Consider the following 18,742-nt stretch of genomic DNA (forward strand, 5'->3'; position numbering starts at 1 on the left):
AAAAGTGACTCTATCTAGTAGAATAGTAGATGCGATGAGTCGATAGGTAGTCTTCGGACTACTATTGAGCATAAGGAGGTCATAACGCAGGAGCGGACCTTGATGAGTTGTGTGAACCTGCTCATCACATGAAGATGCCTCTTAGTCCCTGGTCAATGACTAGGGATTTTTAATTTTCAGAAAATAGAACCCAAAAATGCTTTTCAATTTCTGGAAAAAGTAGTATAATACATCTATTATAGAAATTTTTAGAAAATTCCGAAAGAGGTTATTTATGGGATATACAGTTGCTGTAGTCGGCGCGACAGGTGCTGTCGGAGCTCAGATGATAAAAATGTTGGAAGAATCAACACTTCCAATCGATAAAATTCGTTACCTTGCTTCTGCACGTTCAGCAGGCAAGACTTTGAAATTTAAAGACCAAGATATTACGATTGAAGAAACGACTGAGACCGCTTTTGAGGGTGTTGATATTGCACTCTTCTCAGCAGGTGGTTCGACATCAGCTAAGTATGCACCATACGCAGTTCAAGCTGGAGCTGTAGTAGTAGATAACACATCTTATTTCCGTCAAAATCCAGATGTTCCTTTGGTTGTTCCAGAGGTCAATGCTCATGCACTTGATGCCCACAACGGGATTATTGCCTGCCCTAACTGTTCAACAATCCAAATGATGGTGGCTCTTGAGCCAGTTCGTCAAAAATGGGGCTTGGATCGTATCATCGTTTCAACTTACCAAGCAGTCTCTGGTGCAGGTATGGGAGCGATTCTTGAAACACAACGTGAACTTCGTGAAGTCTTGAATGATGGTGTGAATCCACGTGATTTGCATGCGGAAATCTTGCCTTCAGGTGGTGACAAGAAACACTATCCTATCGCCTTTAACGCTCTTCCGCAAATCGATGTCTTCACAGACAATGATTACACTTACGAAGAGATGAAGATGACCAAGGAAACTAAGAAAATCATGGAAGATGATAGCATCGCAGTGTCTGCAACATGTGTGCGTATTCCAGTCTTGTCAGCTCACTCTGAGTCTGTTTACATTGAAACAAAAGAAGTGGCTCCAATCGAAGAAGTCAAAGCAGCTATCGCAGCCTTCCCAGGTGCAGTTCTGGAGGATGATGTAGCAAATCAAATCTATCCTCAAGCCATCAATGCTGTTGGTTCACGTGATACCTTTGTTGGTCGTATCCGTAAAGACTTGGATGCTGAAAAAGGAATCCACATGTGGGTTGTTTCAGATAATCTTCTCAAAGGTGCTGCTTGGAACTCAGTTCAGATTGCAGAAACTCTTCATGAACGTGGATTGGTTCGTCCAACAGCTGAATTGAAATTTGAATTAAAATAGTCATATCGTTTAGGAGTTCATATGAACTCCTTCTTTGAAATAGAGAGGTGTTTCTCATGTCTTATCAAGATTTAAAAGAGTGTAAAATCATCACGGCCTTTATTACCCCTTTCCATGAGGATGGTTCCATCAACTTTGATGCCATTCCAGCCTTGATTGAGCATTTATTGGCCCATCATACAGATGGAATTCTTCTAGCTGGAACGACTGCTGAGAGTCCGACCTTGACCCACGATGAGGAGTTGGAACTCTTTGCGGCTGTACAAAAGATTGTTAATGGACGTGTTCCTTTGATTGCGGGTGTAGGTACCAATGATACGCGTGACTCGATTGAGTTTGTCAAAGAAGTAGCAGACTTTGGTGGCTTCGCTGCTGGACTTGCTATCGTACCATACTACAACAAACCTTCTCAAGAAGGAATGTATCAGCACTTTAAAGCGATTGCAGATGCTTCTGACCTACCGATTATCATCTATAACATTCCAGGGCGTGTAGTAGTGGAATTAACTCCAGAAACCATGCTTCGCTTGGCTGACCATCCTAATATCATCGGTGTTAAAGAATGTACCAGCTTGGCAAATATGGCTTATTTGATTGAACACAAGCCAGAAGAATTCTTGATTTATACAGGTGAAGATGGAGATGCTTTCCATGCCATGAACCTTGGTGCGGATGGGGTTATTTCTGTTGCCTCCCATACAAATGGAGATGAGATGCACGAGATGTTTACTGCCATTGCAGAAAGCGATATGAAGAAAGCTGCAGCTATTCAGCGTAAATTCATTCCTAAAGTCAATGCCCTCTTCTCTTATCCAAGTCCTGCTCCAGTTAAGGCGGTCCTTAACTATATGGGATTCGAAGCTGGACCAACTCGATTACCTCTAGTTCCAGCACCAGAAGAAGATGCTAAACGCATTATCAAAGTTGTCGTAGATGGCGACTACGAAGCAACTAAGGCAACTGTAACAGGTGTCCTTAGACCAGATTACTAATAAAGACAATAAAATCCATGACCGAAAGAACGATCATGGATTTTTCTTATTTTCCTAAACAGAATTGGCTAAAGAGTTGGGTGATGAGTTCATCAGGTGCGGCATCTCCAGTGATTTCTCCGAGAATTTCCCAAGTACGGGTCAAGTCAACTTGAAGCAAATCAACTGGCATCCCCAGTTCCAGCCCTTCATTAACAGCTTGTAAGCTTTCAACGGCCTTTTCAATCAAGGAAATATGACGGGCATTAGATAGGTAAGTAGCATCTTGCTCGACCAAACCAGCATTTTCAAAGAAGAGATTGTTGATGCGCTCTTCAATCTTATCGATGTTTTGGTTTTTAAGAACTGAAATACGGATGACATCTTCAGGTAGTTCCGAAGTTTCAATCGCTTCAGGCAGATCAGTTTTGTTAAGCAGAATAATGCGGTTGGTATCTTGGCTGATTTCTAATAGTTGGCGATCTTGGGAGGTCAGTGGCTCACTGGCATTTAATACTAGTAGTACCAAGTCAGCTTCCTTGAGGGCTTTTCTCGAACGCTCAACACCGATCTGCTCCACGATATCATCTGTTTCTCGAATACCAGCTGTATCAATCAATTTGAGAGGAACACCATTGATGTTGACGTATTCTTCGATAACATCTCGTGTCGTACCAGCGATGTCTGTAACGATGGCCTTGTCCTCACGCAAGAGGTTGTTGAGGAGGCTCGATTTCCCAACGTTGGGACGTCCGATGATAGCAGTTGAAATTCCCTCACGAAGGATTTTACCACGACGAGCTGTTCTAAGGAGATTGGTTAGCAATTGCTCAAACTCCATAGTTTTCTCACGGACGACTGCAGTAGTGGCTTCCTCAACATCGTCATACTCAGGATAGTCGATATTGACCTCAACTTGGGCAAGTGTATTGAGGATTTCTTGGCGAGTATTATTAATGAGGTCAGAAAGAGAACCGTCCAATTGTTTGACTGCAATATTCATGGCCTTATCTGTCTTAGCACGGATGATGTCCATCACTGCCTCAGCCTGTGTCAAGTCCACGCGACCGTTTAGAAAGGCGCGTTTGGTAAATTCACCAGGTTCTGCCAACCGAGCTCCTTCACGGATAGCTAGTTGGAGAATCTCATTGGTCACCGCAATCCCACCGTGAGTGTTAATCTCGATAATATCCTCACGAGTGAAGGTCTTTGGAGACTTCATAGCTCCAACCATAACCTCGTCCATGACCTTACCAGTTTGAGGGTCAGCGATATGTCCGTAGTTGAGAGTATGGCTTGCAACCTTGCTCAAGTCTTTTCCTTTAAAAATCTTTTGGGCAATAGCAAAACTATCTGTTCCGCTCAGGCGGACAATACCAATGGCTCCTTCACCTAGTGGAGTAGAGATAGCAGCGATGGTATCAAATTCACGTGTAATCATACTAATTCCTTTTGTATTTCTTTTCTTTGGATATGTATCCAAGCATCTCTTCAAATTGTAACAAAATTAGACTATTTCTTCAATGGATGCTACTTGGAGATTGAAAAAGCCTAAGCAATTCTGCTTAAGCTGGTTTATTTGGTGCGCATTTCTCCTTGAGGAAAGTAGGTTCCTTCTGGCATGTCGTTGATGATGACATGAACGGCTGATTGAGGGGCTCCAGTGTTACGGACAACAGCTTCCGTTACTTCCTTAGCAAGAGCTTTCTTTTGCTCGAGCGTGCGACCTTCAAATAAATCGATGCGTACAAATGGCATAATAGCTTCCTCCACTAGTTTTTGATTTCTTCTATTTTACCACATTTTGCCGTTTAAAGCTTCAGAAAATTATGATATACTAGAATGTAGCAAAAATTTAGAAATGGACGTGAAATAGAAGCATGGCACAGTTGTATTATCGTTATGGGACCATGAACTCTGGTAAGACGATTGAGATTCTCAAGGTGGCCTATAACTACGAGGAGCAAGGAAAGGGAGTTGTGATTATGACTTCGGCTCTGGATACGCGTGACGGTGTTGGCTATGTGTCGAGTCGAATCGGCATGAAACGCCCAGCCATTGCGATTGAAGATGATACAGATATCTATGGCTTAATCCGAGATTTGGAAGTCAAACCCTACTGTATCCTAGTCGATGAGGCCCAATTTCTCAAGCGTCACCATGTTTACGACCTAGCTCGTGTTGTTGATGAGTTAGACATACCCGTCATGGCATTTGGTTTGAAGAATGACTTTCGCAATGAACTTTTTGAAGGTTCCAAACACCTCTTACTATTAGCAGACAAAATCGATGAGATTAAGACCATTTGCCAGTATTGTAAGAAAAAGGCGACTATGGTGTTGCGAACTCAAGATGGTGTGCCAGTCTATGATGGCGAACAAATCCAGATCGGTGGCAATGAAACCTATATCTCGGTTTGCCGAAAACATTATTTTGCCCCTGAAATCAATAAGGAGAATGAAGAAAAATGAACATCTATGATCAACTACAAGCTGTAGAAGACCGTTATGAAGAATTAGGAGAATTGCTCAGTGACCCTGATGTCGTTTCGGACACCAAGCGTTTCATGGAGCTTTCAAAAGAAGAGGCTTCAACTCGTGATACGGTAACAGCCTACCGTGAGTACAAACAAGTCCTTCAAAACATCGTTGATGCCGAAGAGATGATTAAGGAATCTGGTGGAGACGCGGACTTGGAGGAAATGGCCAAGCAAGAGCTCAAAGATGCCAAGGCTGAAAAAGAAGAGTATGAAGAAAAATTGAAAATTTTGCTCCTGCCAAAGGATCCTAACGATGACAAGAACATCATCCTTGAAATTCGTGGGGCAGCTGGTGGAGACGAAGCAGCACTTTTCGCCGGAGACCTTCTAACTATGTACCAAAAGTATGCGGAAGCTCAAGGGTGGCGCTTTGAAGTCATGGAAGCTTCTATGAACGGTGTCGGTGGTTTCAAAGAAGTGGTTGCCATGGTTTCAGGTCAATCTGTATATTCTAAGCTTAAGTACGAATCAGGTGCTCACCGTGTGCAACGTGTCCCTGTGACAGAAAGTCAAGGCCGTGTTCATACCTCGACAGCGACAGTTCTAGTCATGCCTGAAGTGGAAGAAGTTGAATACGATATTGATCCAAAAGATCTTCGTGTTGATATCTACCACGCATCTGGTGCTGGTGGACAGAACGTCAATAAGGTTGCGACTGCCGTTCGTATCGTTCACTTGCCAACCAATATCAAGGTTGAGATGCAGGAAGAACGTACCCAGCAGAAGAACCGTGAGAAGGCTATGAAAATCATTCGTGCGCGTGTTGCTGACCATTTTGCTCAGATTGCACAAGATGAACAAGACGCTGAGCGTAAGTCGACAATCGGTACTGGTGACCGTTCAGAACGTATCCGTACTTACAATTTCCCACAAAACCGTGTCACAGACCACCGTATCGGCTTGACCCTCCAAAAACTTGATACGATATTGTCTGGTAAATTGGATGAAGTTGTGGATGCCTTGGTTCTTTATGACCAAACACAAAAATTAGAAGAATTAAACAAATAATGAAATTAGCTCAATTATTTTCAGATTTTGAAGAAGAGTTGATGAGACAAGGAGAGGAAGCAGAAAGCCTCTCTTTTGTCTACCGTAGCCTAAAAAATCTCTCTTTTACGGACTTTGTCTTTGCTCTTCAGCAGGAAGTGACAAAAGAGGAAGAAAATTTTGTAGAAGAAATTTACCAGCAGTTAGCGGCTCACAAACCAGCTCAGTATATCGTTGGTCACGCAGATTTCTTTGGAATGCAGTTAAAAGTGGATGAGCGGGTTTTGATTCCTCGTCCAGAAACAGAAGAGTTGGTGGAACTTATCCTAGCTGAAAATCCTGAGGAAAATCTTAAGGTCCTAGATATCGGGACTGGAAGTGGCGCCATAGCTCTTGGATTAGCTAAAAACAGACCAGATTGGTCAGTGACAGCAGCAGATATTTCCAAAGACGCTTTGCAGCTTGCATCAGAGAACGCTAAAAATCAAAATCTTAATATATTTTTTAAAAAATCTGATTGTTTTGCAGAAATTTCTGAAAAATATGATATAATTGTATCCAATCCACCCTATATCTCTCGTGAAGATGAGTCAGAGGTTGGTTTGAATGTTTTGCATTCAGAACCTCATCTAGCTCTCTTTGCAGATGAGGATGGTCTAGCTATTTACCGCAGAATTGCGGAAGATGCAAAAGACTATCTCACAGATGGTGGTAAGATTTACCTTGAAATTGGATACAAGCAAGGTCAAAGTGTTCCTGCGCTTTTTAGGAAATATCTTCCTGAAAAACGAATACGAACACTCAAGGACCAATTTGGTCAAGATAGGATGGTTGTAGTTGATGATGGACAGGATTAGACAAGAGTTGTCAAAGGGCGGGGCAGTCGTTTTACCTACCGAGACAGTTTATGGTCTCTTTGCTAAGGCCTTAGACGAAAAAGCTGTCGACCATGTTTACCAACTCAAACGTCGTCCCAGGGATAAGGCGCTCAATCTTAATGTCGCTTCTCTAGAGGACATCTTGCACTTTTCAAAGAATCAGCCAACTTATCTACAAAAGCTTGTAGAGGCCTTTTTACCGGGTCCCTTGACCATTATCCTCGAAGCCAATGACCGAGTTCCCTATTGGGTCAACTCTGGTCTTGCAACTGTCGGATTTCGGATGCCGAGTCACCCTATTACGCTTGATTTGATTCGCGAGACAGGTCCTTTGATTGGTCCGTCTGCCAATATTTCAGGTCAGGCAAGTGGAGTGACCTTTGCTCAAATTCTAGAGGATTTTGACCAAGAGGTTCTGGGTCTGGAGGACGACGCTTTTCTAACTGGACAGGATTCGACTATTTTGGATTTGTCTGGAGACAAGGTGAAAATCTTGCGCCAAGGCGCAATTAAACGAGAAGATATTCTTGCTCGGTTGCCAGAGATTTCTTTTGAGGAGGAATGAAATGCTAAGAGATTTGCAAGAAACAGATGTGAATGCTATATGTGAGATTAACAAAGAGGCTTTGGGCTATTCTTTTAGTCCGGAGGACACTGCTAGTCAACTAGCTAGACTATCTCAGGATTCCCATCATTTCCTACTTGGCTATGAGGATGCAGCCAGCCATGTCCTACTTGGATATGTCCATGCTGAAGTTTATGAATCCCTCTATTCCAAAGCAGGATTTAATATCTTAGGCTTAGCAGTTTCGCCTCAAGCACAAGGGCAAGGTATCGGTAAAAGCTTACTACAAGGGTTGGAAGACGAAGCAAAAAGACGTGGTTATGAGTTTATCCGCTTAAACTCTGCCGATCACCGTCTGGGTGCTCATGCATTTTATGAAAAAGTTGGTTATACTTGTGATAAAGTGCAGAAACGGTTTATTCGCATCTTTTAGTTTATTTTCTTTCTTGTAAAAACAAACTAAAGGACCAGTCACACTATAAAGGAGAAGACCTATGATTTTTGACAAAGACGATTTTAAAGCATACGATGCTGATCTCTGGAATGCTATTGCCAAAGAAGAAGAACGCCAACAAAACAACATTGAGTTGATTGCTTCGGAGAACGTGGTTTCTAAGGCTGTTATGGCAGCTCAAGGGTCTATCTTGACGAATAAATACGCTGAAGGTTACCCAGGACGCCGTTATTATGGTGGAACTGATGTAGTAGACGTGGTAGAAACTCTAGCTATTGAACGTGCAAAAGAAATTTTCGGTGCTAAATTTGCTAATGTTCAACCTCACTCAGGAAGCCAAGCCAACTGTGCGGCTTACATGGCCTTGATTGAGCCAGGTGATACCGTTATGGGGATGGATTTGGCAGCAGGTGGACACTTGACCCACGGAGCTCCAGTTAGCTTCTCTGGTCAAACCTACAACTTTGTTTCTTACAGTGTGGATCCTGAAACGGAACTCTTGGACTTTGATGCAATCTTGAAACAAGCCCAAGAAGTAAAACCAAAACTAATCGTAGCAGGTGCATCAGCTTATTCTCAAATTATCGACTTCTCAAAATTCCGTGAAATCGCAGATGCTGTTGGGGCTAAGCTTATGGTCGATATGGCCCATATCGCTGGTTTGGTTGCAGCTGGACTTCATCCAAGCCCAGTACCATACGCTCATATCACTACAACAACGACCCACAAAACTCTTCGTGGACCGCGTGGTGGTTTGATCTTGACAAATGATGAGGACCTAGCTAAGAAAATCAACTCAGCTATTTTCCCAGGTATTCAAGGCGGTCCTTTAGAGCATGTTGTTGCTGCTAAGGCGGTTTCATTCAAAGAAGTTTTGGACCCAGCCTTCAAGGAATATGCTGCTAATGTCATCAAAAACAGCAAGGCTATGGTTGAAGTCTTCTTGAAAGACCCTGATTTCCGTATCATCTCAGGTGGTACTGAAAATCATCTCTTCCTAGTGGATGTGACTAAGGTTGTAGAAAACGGAAAAGTTGCTCAAAACTTGCTGGATGAAGTTAATATTACCCTAAATAAAAACTCAATTCCATACGAAACCTTGTCACCATTCAAGACAAGTGGAATTCGTATCGGAGCAGCAGCCATCACTGCACGTGGATTTGGTGAAGAAGAAAGCCGTAAAGTGGCTGAACTCATCATTAAAACCCTTAAAAATGCAGAAAATGAGGCTGTATTAGAAGAAGTGAGAAGTGCGGTCAAAGAATTGACAGATGCCTTCCCACTATACGAGGACTAATACTTTTATGGACATTTATATTAAGAAAGCTATTATCCATCAGTTCAGCCCAGATGAAACCGAGCTGTTTCTAGCGGATAAGTTTCTCAATATCACTCCAAAAATCGAGGAATACCTGCGTAAAAAAATTGAACGTGTGTATTCAGATGAAGCTAAGACTGGGATTTTCGAAGAAGAAAATCCCTTCTTCAATCACATCACAGATGATTTGTTGGAGACATCAGTAACACTGGCTAATCTCTGGAAAGAGGAGTTCAGTATTTCTGAAAACCTCAAGACCAATGACTTGGTTTTTGTTCAGTTTTCTAAAGAAGGCGTTGAACATTTTGCTTTCTTGCGAATTGCCCTGCGGGAAACCTTGACCCACCTTGGAGGAGAAGTTGATAATCCAATCAAGCTAACTCAGAATAACTTGCCTGGTTTTGGAACAGGAGCTGATGAGGCCTTGGTCGTCAATCTTCAAAGTCGCAAGTATCACCTGATTGAGAAACGCATCAAGTACAATGGGACTTTTTTGAACTATTTTTCAGAAAATCTTCTTGCTGTCGCTCCTAAGATTTCTCCCAAGAAATCCATCAAGGAATTGGAAAAAACAGCCCAGAGAATTGCTGAGTCCTTTAACACAGATGATTTTCAGTTTCAATCCAAGGTCAAATCAGCAATTTTCAACAATCTTGAAGAAAGCAATGAATTGTCACCTGAAAAATTGGCTAATGACCTTTTTGACAACAATCTGACAGCTCGTTTGAGCTTTATTGATCAAGTCAAGGAAGCCGTACCAGAACCAGTCCAGTTCGATGAAATTGATGCCAGTCGCCAACTCAAGAAATTTGAAAACCAAAAACTTTCCTTGTCAAACGGGATTGAGCTCATTGTTCCCAATAACGTCTATCAAGATGCGGAGTCTGTTGAGTTTATCCAAAATGACAATGGAACCTATTCTATCTTAATCAAAAATATCGAGGATATTCAAAGTAAATAATGTTTAAATTTATAAGAAGAATGCTAGTGCTAGCAGTCCTTCTTTTTGCTGGATACAAAGCTTATCACATTCGTCAGGATGTAAAGCAAGTCATGACCTACCAACCCATGGTTCGGGAAATCCTCAGTGAAAGAGATACTCCAGCCAATGAAGAGTTGGTGCTTGCTATGATTTATACCGAAACAAAAGGAAAAGAGGGGGATGTCATGCAGTCTAGTGAGTCTGCTAGTGGCGCTACCAATACCATCAATGACAATGCCTCTAGTATTCGCCAAGGGGTTCAGACTCTAACAGATAATCTCTATTTGGCACAGAGCAAAGGAGTAGATGTCTGGACCGCCGTTCAAGCCTATAATTTTGGACCTGCCTATATAGACTTTATCGCTCAGAATGGTAAGGAAAATACTCTAGCTCTAGCCAAGCGTTATTCCCGAGAAACAGTCGCTCCTATCCTTGGGAATACTACGGGGAAGACCTACACCTACATCAACCCAATTTCTATCTTTCACGGAGCAGAACTCTATGAAAATGGAGGAAACTATTACTACTCCAGACAGGTACGCTTTAACCTCTATATCATGAAATTCTTTAATTTCTTTTAAGCATCTGGTTTGACCAGGTGTTTTTCGCTATAAGCTTTCTTTAAGATTGTTTTATTACCCTAGAAAGGTAAAGGAGGGAATACCCTATGAGAAAGAAACTCTTTCTAACAAGTGCTGCAGTATTGTGGGCAGCAACAGCTATGACGAGTGTCCACGCAGCAACAGATGTTCAAAAAGTAATCGATGAAACCTATGTACAACCAGAATATGTCCTAGGTTCTTCTCTATCTGAAGACCAGAAAAATCAAACTCTTAGCAAACTTGGCTATGATGCATCAAAAGACACCAAAGCTATCAAAACTATGACACCTGATATCTATTCGAAAATTATGAATGTTGCTAATGATGCTAGTCTACAGCTCTATTCGTCGGCCAAGATTCAAAAGCTAGGTGACAAATCACCTCTAGAGGTCAAGATTGAAACGCCTGAAAATATCACCAAGGTGACGCAGGATATGTACCGTAACGCAGCAGTGACTCTGGGAGTGGAGCATGCCAAAATCACAGTTGCAGCACCCATTCCAGTTACAGGAGAGAGCGCCCTAGCTGGGATTTACTACTCGTTAGAGGCCAATGGTGCTAAAGTACCGCAAGCCAATAAGGACTTGGCCCAAGAAGAACTAAAAGCCTTGTCCGATATCAATGCTGAAAATAAGGACAAGTTAGGTTACGATGCCAATAAGCTAAATGCGGCCATGACAGACATCAAGGCAGGAATCGCAAAGGCAAAAGAAGCCAAAGGAAATCTGACAGAAGAAGATGTCCGCAAAATCGTTGAAGACACGCTAAAAAACTACAAACTCGATCAGGTTATAACAGGAAACCAGGTCAATATCATCATCAATTTTGCCCTTAACCTCTCAAAGAGTGATATTTTGAACAATGCTGACTTCACTAAAACCCTAAATGACCTCAAGGAAAGCATTGTATCCCAAGCTGGAGATAGCTTTAAAAATATCAACCTCAACTTTGATGCCAATAAAGCGCTAGAAGAGGGGGGCAACTTCTTTAGCTCTCTTTGGCAAGCCATTGTCAACTTCTTCAAGAGTTTTGGTGCTTAGGTCATTTCATGATATAATAGATGGTAGCAGAAATGTTGCCGTCTTTTTTTGTCGGCCGATAGAAAGTGAAAAATATGCTAAAGAAAAATGATATTGTAGAAGTTGAAATTGTTGATTTGACCCATGAAGGTGCAGGAGTTACTAAGGTAGATGGTTTGGTTTTCTTTGTAGAAAATGCTCTACCAACTGAGAAAATCCTTATGCGTGTCCTCAAAATCAATAAAAAGATTGGCTTTGGGAAAGTGGAAGAATACCTTACTTACTCTCCACATCGTAACCAAGACCTTGACCTAGCTTATCTACGCTCAGGTATTGCCGATTTGGGGCATCTTGCCTATCCAGAGCAGCTTAAGTTCAAAACCAAGCAAGTCAAAGACAGTCTCTACAAGATTGCTGGTATTGCAGATGTAGAGGTCGCTGAAACGCTCGGCATGGAACATCCAATCCAGTATCGAAACAAGGCCCAGGTGCCCGTTCGTCGAGTGAATGGTGTCTTGGAAACTGGTTTTTTCCGTAAAAATTCGCATGATCTCATGCCCCTTGAAGATTTCTTTATCCAGGATCCTGTCATTGACCAAGTCATAGTAGCCCTTCGAGATTTGCTTCGTCGTTTTGATTTAAAACCTTATGACGAAAAGGAACAGTCTGGCTTGATTCGAAATCTTGTAGTGCGACGTGGGCACTATTCAGGACAAATCATGGTCATTTTAGTAACAACTCGTCCGAAAGTTTTCCGAGTGGAGCAATTGATTGAACACCTTATCAAGCAGTCCCCAGAGATCGTGTCTGTCATGCAAAATATCAACGACCAGAATACCAATGCGATTTTTGGCAAGGAGTGGAAAACTCTTTATGGTCAAGACTATATTATCGACCAGATGTTGGGAAATGACTACCAAATCGCTGGGCCAGCTTTTTATCAAGTAAATACTGAAATGGCAGAGAAACTTTATCAAACAGCTATTGATTTTGCAGGATTAAAAGCAGATGATGTGGTGATCGACGCCTACTCAGGGATTGGAACGATTGGCCTCTCTGTTGCGAAACATGTTAAGGAAGTCTATGGAGTTGAGGTCATCCCAGAAGCAGTTGAGAATAGCCAGAAGAATGCTGCATTAAACAATATCACAAATGCCCACTATGTCTGCGACACAGCTGAAAATGCCATGAGGAATTGGCTCAAGGAAGGTATCCAACCAACCGTTATCTTGGTTGACCCACCACGCAAGGGATTGACCGAGAGCTTTATCAAAGCAAGCGCCCAAACAGGAGCAGACCGCATCGCTTATATTTCATGTAATGTCGCCACCATGGCGCGTGATATCAAACTCTATCAAGAGTTGGGATACGAATTGAAGAGAGTACAGCCGGTGGACCTTTTTCCGCAAACGCATCATGTTGAGGCGGTAAGTTTGCTAGTCAAGGAGTAAAACGACGAAGATTAGCATTTACTTCCGCCCATGCGATAGCTGTCCGTGATTGACAAGTGCTAGCACGCAGACAGAACGGAGATAGCGAACCGCTGAGTGTGTCGCTCTGCTCGTAAAAGCTTAGAAACCTTTGAACGAAAGGGATAATGAAAGCCTTGATTGCAAGGCTTTTTGCTTTATGGTGGGTAAGTATCAGAGTGAGAAAATTTTTGGAATGAGTAGAAGTGATAGCTAGAAATTATCAGTTTCTATTTCCATTTACCCTGTGGGTACGTGTTTGTTTCCATTGACAAGGAGTTTGTGGGAATAGAAATGTACCCACCTTGTTTGAATCAAGTGAAGTGTAGTTGAAGGAAATCTGTTGAAAGCAATACTTCATTTTACCGAATAAGTAATAATTTAGGCAACTTCAAATCGATTAAAAAAAACTATTTTAAAGGTTAAGAGTAGACAAAAATTGTCCACTCTTTTTTGCAAACTCAATTTATCAATAAATGAAATGAGGGAATGTAAAATGAAATATTTTGAGGTTGAGTTAGAAAATCCTGATGAATTTTTAAAACTACAAACAGAAGATTTTGTGAAAGCTAATCGCTTGCTACTAAGGAAGATAATCCAGAGCGTTACAGTCTATGAAGAAAACTTCGTCATATCCTTTAAATCTGGCATCGAATTGGAAGTATGAGTCTCATTCCATAACTTTTATATTGAACATATCATCTTGTTGTGTTATACTATAAATTGATATAAACAAAGATGTAGGAGGAACCGAAACTATGACAGCCTCAATGCGTTTAAGATAAGCTGGCAATAAAAAAAGCAGAATCTATACCCGATGATAGGCTTTTTTGTTGTGCTTATTTATACGATATTGAGCATTCATTAGTTACGGTGAGGATATTGGTTATTTAACTATACCTTTATTTAACTATGTCTTTAATATGAATGTTTCCAAATTGTATGTATGCAGACCAAAAGCCACATTGTGGGGTTTGGCCTGCATTTTTTATTGCCTAGAATGCTATTCAAAATAGAAATTCAAGCAAAATAATATGCAGGAGATAATATAAATGGAAAAATACAACAATTGGAAACGAAAATTTTATGCAATATGGGCAGGGCAAGCAGTATCATTAATCACTAGTGCCATCCTGCAAATGGCGATTATTTTTTACCTTACAGAAAAAACAGGATCTGCGATGGTCTTGTCTATGGCTTCATTAGTAGGTTTTTTACCCTATGCGATTTTGGGACCTGCCATTGGTGTGCTAGTGGATCGTCATGATAGGAAGAAGATAATGATTGGTGCCGATTTAATTATCGCAGCAGCTGGTGCAGTGCTTGCTATTGTTGCATTCTGTATGGAGCTACCTGTCTGGATGATTATGATAGTATTGTTTATCCGTAGCATTGGAACAGCTTTTCATACCCCAGCACTCAATGCGGTTACACCACTTTTAGTACCAGAAGAACAGCTAACGAAATGCGCAGGCTATAGTCAGTCTTTGCAGTCTATAAGCTATATTGTTAGTCCGGCAGTTGCAGCACTCTTATACTCCGTTTGGGATTTAAATGCTATTATTGCCATCGACGTATTGGGTGCTGTGATTGCATCTATTACGGTAGCAATTGTACGTATACCTAAGCTGGGTAATCAAGTGCAAAGTTTAGAACCAAATTTCATAAGGGAGATGAAAGAAGGAGTTGTGGTTCTGAGACAAAACAAAGGATTGTTTGCCTTATTACTCTTAGGAACACTATATACTTTTGTTTATATGCCAATCAATGCACTATTTCCTTTAATAAGCATGGAACACTTTAATGGAACACCTGTGCATATTTCTATTACGGAAATTTCCTTTGCATTTGGGATGCTAGCAGGAGGCTTATTATTAGGAAGATTAGGGGGCTTCGAAAAGCATGTATTACTAATAACAAGTTCATTTTTTATAATGGGGACCAGTTTAGCCGTTTCGGGAATACTTCCTCCAAATGGATTTGTAATATTCGTAGTTTGCTGTGCAATAATGGGGCTTTCGGTGCCATTTTATAGCGGTGTGCAAACAGCTCTTTTTCAGGAGAAAATTAAGCCTGAATATTTAGGACGTGTATTTTCTTTGATCGGAAGTATCATGTCACTTGCTATGCCAATTGGGTTAATTCTTTCTGGATTCTTTGCTGATAAAATCGGTGTAAATCATTGGTTTTTACTATCAGGTATTTTAATTATTGGCATTGCTATAGTTTGCCAAATGATAACTGAGGTTAGAAAATTAGATTTAAAATAAACAATATTGGAGGAATATTTATGTATCTTATTTTCATGTAACTCTTCCTGCTAAAATCGCAGGGTTTTCCCTGCATACAAGCAAATGAAAGCATGCGATTATAGACAGGAGGAAATGTTATGGAATTAATATTAAAAGCAAAAGACATTCGTGTGGAATTCAAAGGACGCGATGTTTTAGATATAAATGAATTAGAAGTATATGATTATGACCGTATTGGTTTAGTAGGAGCAAATGGTGCTGGAAAAAGCACTTTACTCAGGGTACTTTTAGGAGAATTAACTCCCCCAGGATGTAAAATGAATCGTCTGGGTGAACTTGCCTATATTCCCCAGTTGGACGAAGTAACTCTGCAGGAGGAAAAAGATTTTGCACTTGTAGGCAAGCTAGGTGTTGAGCAATTAAATATACAGACTATGAGCGGTGGTGAAGAAACAAGGCTTAAAATAGCACAGGCCTTATCGGCACAGGTTCATGGTATTTTAGCGGATGAACCTACGAGCCATTTAGACCGTGAAGGAATTGATTTTCTAATAGGACAGCTAAAATATTTTACAGGTGCACTGTTAGTTATTAGCCATGACCGCTATTTTCTTGATGAAATAGTAGATAAAATATGGGAACTGAAAGATGGCAAAATCACTGAGTATTGGGGAAACTATTCTGATTATCTTCGTCAGAAAGAGGAAGAACGTAAGAGCCAAGCTGCAGAATACGAACAATTTATTGCGGAACGTGCCCGATTGGAAAGGGCTGCGGAGGAAAAGCGAAAACAGGCTCGTAAAATAGAACAGAAGGCAAAAGGTTCTTCAAAGAAAAAAAGTACTGAAGACGGAGGGCGTTTAGCTCATCAAAAATCAATAGGAAGTAAGGAAAAAAAGATGTATAATGCTGCTAAAACCCTAGAGCACAGGATTGCGGCCTTAGGAAAAGTAGAAGCTCCGGAAGGCATTCGCAGAATTCGTTTCAGGCAAAGTAAAGCATTGGAGCTCCATAATCCATACCCTATAGTCGGTGCAGAAATTAATAAAGTATTTGGGGATAAGGCTCTGTTTGAAAATGCATCTTTTCAAATTCCGTTAGGAGCAAAAGTGGCGTTAACTGGTGGTAATGGAATCGGAAAAACAACTTTAATCCAAATGATCTTAAACCATGAAGAAGGAATTTCTATTTCGCCTAAGGCAAAAATAGGTTACTTTGCACAGAATGGTTACAAGTACAACAGTAATCAGAATGTTATGGAGTTTATGCAGAAGGATTGTGACTACAATATATCAGAAATTCGTTCAGTGCTAGCATCTATGGGGTTCAAACAGAACGATATTGGAAAAAGTTTATCTGTTTTAAGCGGTGGAGAAATTATAAAATTGTTGCTTGCTAAAATGCTCATGGGTAGATATAACATCCTAATAATGGATGAACCCAGTAACTTCCTTGACATACCAAGTTTAGAGGCTTTGGAAATACTAATGAAGGAGTACACCGGAACTATCGTGTTTATCACCCACGATAAACGATTACTCGAAAATGTAGCAGATGTAGTTTATGAAATTAGAGATAAGAAAATAAATCTGAAACATTAAATTTAAGGTAGTCGCTGGTCAGTATAGTCTGTTCTGGTTGGCGACTCCATTGTTAAAGAGTATAAAGACTTTAGATTTTATGAATATTAAAAATAGGAACAGTCAATTGAACTGCTCCTATTTTTCTGCTAAATATATTGTAGTTTTCTTATATGTATAATGATAGATTAGCGGATTCTCATCTACGGTACTTACTTCAAATATGAAGAAGTGATCGCGGTTATCTCTGGACTTTTCCTTATTGAGGACAAAGTAATTCTTACGTGAAGTCGCCATTGTTTTTAGGATATCATCAGTTAGGAAGGTCAATGGAATATTCATGTTAGAGTAGCGGTAGAAGTCACGTTCAAAATCTTGGTAGCTCTCGCTATAATAGTCCATTTGTAGGTGATTACGCTGAAACTCAAGCTGATTCATAGAGCACCTCCTCGACAAGTTCAATACTAATAATGTCTTTTAATTTCAAATTGATGTGACCTGTTGTAGTTTTTATCAAAATGAAATCTTTGGTCAGACTTGGTATTGTTCCAGTGTAGGAAACACGCTTGTTTTTTTCAATCACTTGAATGCGTGTGCGTAGCTGCCCGGCGTATACTTGACTGAGGAGTAATAATTTCTTCTCTAGTGATAAGTCAGACATGTACGTTACTTTGTTTGTATCATCAGAGAGTGCTGATGCATGTTCAGATAGGAAAAAGCCCATCCATTTTTGCATCTTTGTATCCTGGTACTCTCTTGCTGATTGAAATGGTAAATATGAACGGTCAATCATATCAAATCCTTTCTATGCAGAGGCAAGGGTATTTTTATCAAATTGAATCGTAAAACCTTGAATTCCCCCACCTGTGTAACATTCTTTAAAGCGATTGATTACCTCAGTATAGATTATCACAGATGAGCTTGTTGGCTTAATGCTAAATGTAAATTCCAATGGTAATCGGTTTTCAGATTTAGCATGTACTAGTCGTATCGATATTTCAGTTGTTTTGAGTTTTCTCTGACGAAGTTTTGAAGTTGCTGTTTCAACGATTCCATGTAAAAATCTTTCAAGCATTTCAATATCATTACATCCTTTGCTACGGATTTCTGAAAATTGTACTGTATTTTTTTCTTGTTTCATTTTAATCCCTCCAATCCACCCGCGGAATGACCACCGATAAGTTTACTGCGTTCAATATTTCTGGAACCTTCAGTTAGGACGGTTCCTTTTTGTATGGCTAAAAAACCAAACTGTTCTCTGACAACATCAATAGCTGTCTGAAGTCTATTATCTTTTTCAATTTGTTCTACATCATCAAAGAGTGATAGTAGAGTATAGCTTTCATCTACGAAGCCACTATAAGATACACCAATTTGTCTCACTGCACCAGAGGTGTATTTTTTCGGAATAATACAAGTACATGACTCACCATTGTTTTGGGGAGATTTGCGGGTTCAATTTTATTCTGAGCATTTATAGATTTTTTCATCTCAGTCCTAGAATAGCCAATATGAATAGAAACGACAGTAGTCAATACTAGGGCTACTGTTCCGTTCCACAGTATCATTTAAAAATCATTTTCACACCCTTTCGTCTATTAGTATAGAAGAAAGCTCTCAGCACACGTTGAGGCGGTATCACTGCTTGTACGAGCTGAGGCATCAGCGTAGTAGAAGGAGATGTTCCGCCCATGCGATAGATGTCGTAGAGTAAGGAGTTTACGACGAAACGATACGGCAACAGCGAACCGCTGAGTGTGTAGCTTTGCTGATAA

At 40.6% G+C, this 18,742-nt stretch carries 21 protein-coding genes; 15 read left to right on the forward strand and 6 right to left on the reverse strand.

What is annotated here, in order from left to right; all coding sequences use genetic code 11:
- The first annotated feature begins 274 nt into the window (after positions 1-274).
- Positions 275-1,351 (forward strand): aspartate-semialdehyde dehydrogenase, encoded by a 1,077-nt coding sequence (locus tag B7720_RS07840; protein WP_084857391.1) that lies wholly within the window; start codon positions 275-277, stop codon positions 1,349-1,351.
- Between the two features lie 56 nt (positions 1,352-1,407).
- Positions 1,408-2,343 (forward strand): 4-hydroxy-tetrahydrodipicolinate synthase, encoded by a 936-nt coding sequence (dapA, locus tag B7720_RS07845; protein ID WP_000121600.1) that lies wholly within the window; start codon positions 1,408-1,410, stop codon positions 2,341-2,343.
- 46 nt (positions 2,344-2,389) lie between these two features.
- On the opposite strand, the gene mnmE is transcribed toward dapA, so the two are convergent.
- Positions 2,390-3,763, reverse strand: coding sequence for a tRNA uridine-5-carboxymethylaminomethyl(34) synthesis GTPase MnmE (mnmE, locus tag B7720_RS07850; RefSeq protein ID WP_044020826.1), 1,374 nt, complete (start codon positions 3,761-3,763; stop codon positions 2,390-2,392).
- A 134-nt stretch (positions 3,764-3,897) separates the two neighbouring features.
- Positions 3,898-4,080: a 4-oxalocrotonate tautomerase gene (locus B7720_RS07855; protein ID WP_001117401.1), complete on the reverse strand. Its 183-nt coding sequence runs from the start codon at positions 4,078-4,080 to the stop codon at positions 3,898-3,900.
- A gap of 122 nt (positions 4,081-4,202) precedes the next feature.
- Here B7720_RS07855 and B7720_RS07860 point away from each other — a divergent pair, with 122 nt between their 5' ends.
- From B7720_RS07860 to msr(D), 13 genes are all read left to right on the forward strand, one after another.
- On the forward strand, positions 4,203-4,793 hold the full coding sequence (locus tag B7720_RS07860) for a thymidine kinase (RefSeq protein ID WP_084857393.1): 591 nt from the start codon (positions 4,203-4,205) through the stop codon (positions 4,791-4,793).
- Positions 4,790-5,869 carry a peptide chain release factor 1 gene (gene prfA, locus B7720_RS07865; RefSeq protein ID WP_001028815.1) on the forward strand — a complete coding sequence of 360 codons (1,080 nt, stop codon included), beginning with the start codon at positions 4,790-4,792 and terminating at the stop codon, positions 5,867-5,869. Before B7720_RS07860 ends, prfA begins: the two co-directional genes overlap by 4 nt.
- Positions 5,869-6,705, forward strand: a complete 837-nt coding sequence (gene prmC, locus B7720_RS07870) for a peptide chain release factor N(5)-glutamine methyltransferase (RefSeq protein WP_084857395.1) — start codon at positions 5,869-5,871, stop codon at positions 6,703-6,705. The genes prfA and prmC overlap by 1 nt, the downstream gene beginning before the upstream one ends.
- Positions 6,689-7,291 (forward strand): L-threonylcarbamoyladenylate synthase, encoded by a 603-nt coding sequence (locus B7720_RS07875; RefSeq protein ID WP_084857398.1) that lies wholly within the window; start codon positions 6,689-6,691, stop codon positions 7,289-7,291. The genes prmC and B7720_RS07875 overlap by 17 nt, the downstream gene beginning before the upstream one ends.
- A 1-nt stretch (position 7,292) precedes the next feature.
- Positions 7,293-7,724 carry a GNAT family N-acetyltransferase gene (locus tag B7720_RS07880; RefSeq protein ID WP_084857400.1) on the forward strand — a complete coding sequence of 144 codons (432 nt, stop codon included), beginning with the start codon at positions 7,293-7,295 and terminating at the stop codon, positions 7,722-7,724.
- A 61-nt stretch (positions 7,725-7,785) separates the two neighbouring features.
- The gene (gene glyA / locus B7720_RS07885) at positions 7,786-9,042 is read left to right on the forward strand and encodes a serine hydroxymethyltransferase (RefSeq protein ID WP_049478746.1); all 1,257 of its coding nucleotides are present in this window, start codon (positions 7,786-7,788) and stop codon (positions 9,040-9,042) included.
- Positions 9,043-9,049: 7 nt separating this feature from the next.
- Positions 9,050-10,024, forward strand: coding sequence for a nucleoid-associated protein (locus tag B7720_RS07890; RefSeq protein ID WP_162281778.1), 975 nt, complete (start codon positions 9,050-9,052; stop codon positions 10,022-10,024).
- On the forward strand, positions 10,024-10,626 hold the full coding sequence (locus B7720_RS07895; RefSeq protein ID WP_084857403.1) for a lysozyme family protein: 603 nt from the start codon (positions 10,024-10,026) through the stop codon (positions 10,624-10,626). The genes B7720_RS07890 and B7720_RS07895 overlap by 1 nt, the downstream gene beginning before the upstream one ends.
- Positions 10,627-10,712: 86 nt before the next feature.
- Entirely contained in the window at positions 10,713-11,687 is a 975-nt protein-coding gene (locus B7720_RS07900) for a DUF1002 domain-containing protein (RefSeq protein WP_084857405.1), read from the forward strand.
- Positions 11,688-11,761: 74 nt separating this feature from the next.
- Positions 11,762-13,117 (forward strand): 23S rRNA (uracil(1939)-C(5))-methyltransferase RlmD, encoded by a 1,356-nt coding sequence (gene rlmD / locus B7720_RS07905; protein ID WP_084857407.1) that lies wholly within the window; start codon positions 11,762-11,764, stop codon positions 13,115-13,117.
- Between the two features lie 514 nt (positions 13,118-13,631).
- Positions 13,632-13,802, forward strand: a complete 171-nt coding sequence (locus B7720_RS07910) for a hypothetical protein (RefSeq protein WP_000873143.1) — start codon at positions 13,632-13,634, stop codon at positions 13,800-13,802.
- A 385-nt stretch (positions 13,803-14,187) separates the two neighbouring features.
- On the forward strand, positions 14,188-15,405 hold the full coding sequence (gene mef(A) / locus B7720_RS07915; RefSeq protein WP_000417519.1) for a macrolide efflux MFS transporter Mef(A): 1,218 nt from the start codon (positions 14,188-14,190) through the stop codon (positions 15,403-15,405).
- A 119-nt stretch (positions 15,406-15,524) separates the two neighbouring features.
- Complete coding sequence (gene msr(D), locus B7720_RS07920) at positions 15,525-16,988, forward strand: ABC-F type ribosomal protection protein Msr(D) (protein WP_000420313.1); 1,464 nt, start codon at positions 15,525-15,527, stop codon at positions 16,986-16,988.
- 117 nt (positions 16,989-17,105) lie between these two features.
- On the opposite strand, the gene B7720_RS07925 is transcribed toward msr(D), so the two are convergent.
- The 4 genes from B7720_RS07925 to B7720_RS07940 are packed head-to-tail and all read right to left on the reverse strand — an operon-like array spanning position 17,106 to position 18,350.
- The gene (locus B7720_RS07925) at positions 17,106-17,405 is read right to left on the reverse strand and encodes a DUF5960 family protein (RefSeq protein ID WP_001072467.1); all 300 of its coding nucleotides are present in this window, start codon (positions 17,403-17,405) and stop codon (positions 17,106-17,108) included.
- Positions 17,392-17,760, reverse strand: a complete 369-nt coding sequence (locus B7720_RS07930; RefSeq protein WP_000567222.1) for a hypothetical protein — start codon at positions 17,758-17,760, stop codon at positions 17,392-17,394. The genes B7720_RS07925 and B7720_RS07930 overlap by 14 nt, the downstream gene beginning before the upstream one ends.
- Before the next feature lie 12 nt (positions 17,761-17,772).
- Complete coding sequence (locus tag B7720_RS07935; RefSeq protein ID WP_000806926.1) at positions 17,773-18,108, reverse strand: DinB/UmuC family translesion DNA polymerase; 336 nt, start codon at positions 18,106-18,108, stop codon at positions 17,773-17,775.
- On the reverse strand, positions 18,105-18,350 hold the full coding sequence (locus B7720_RS07940; protein WP_001813542.1) for a hypothetical protein: 246 nt from the start codon (positions 18,348-18,350) through the stop codon (positions 18,105-18,107). Before B7720_RS07940 ends, B7720_RS07935 begins: the two co-directional genes overlap by 4 nt.
- Positions 18,351-18,742 lie beyond the last annotated feature (392 nt).

The organism is Streptococcus oralis subsp. oralis, assembly GCF_002096455.1.
Lineage (GTDB): Bacteria > Bacillota > Bacilli > Lactobacillales > Streptococcaceae > Streptococcus > Streptococcus oralis_CY.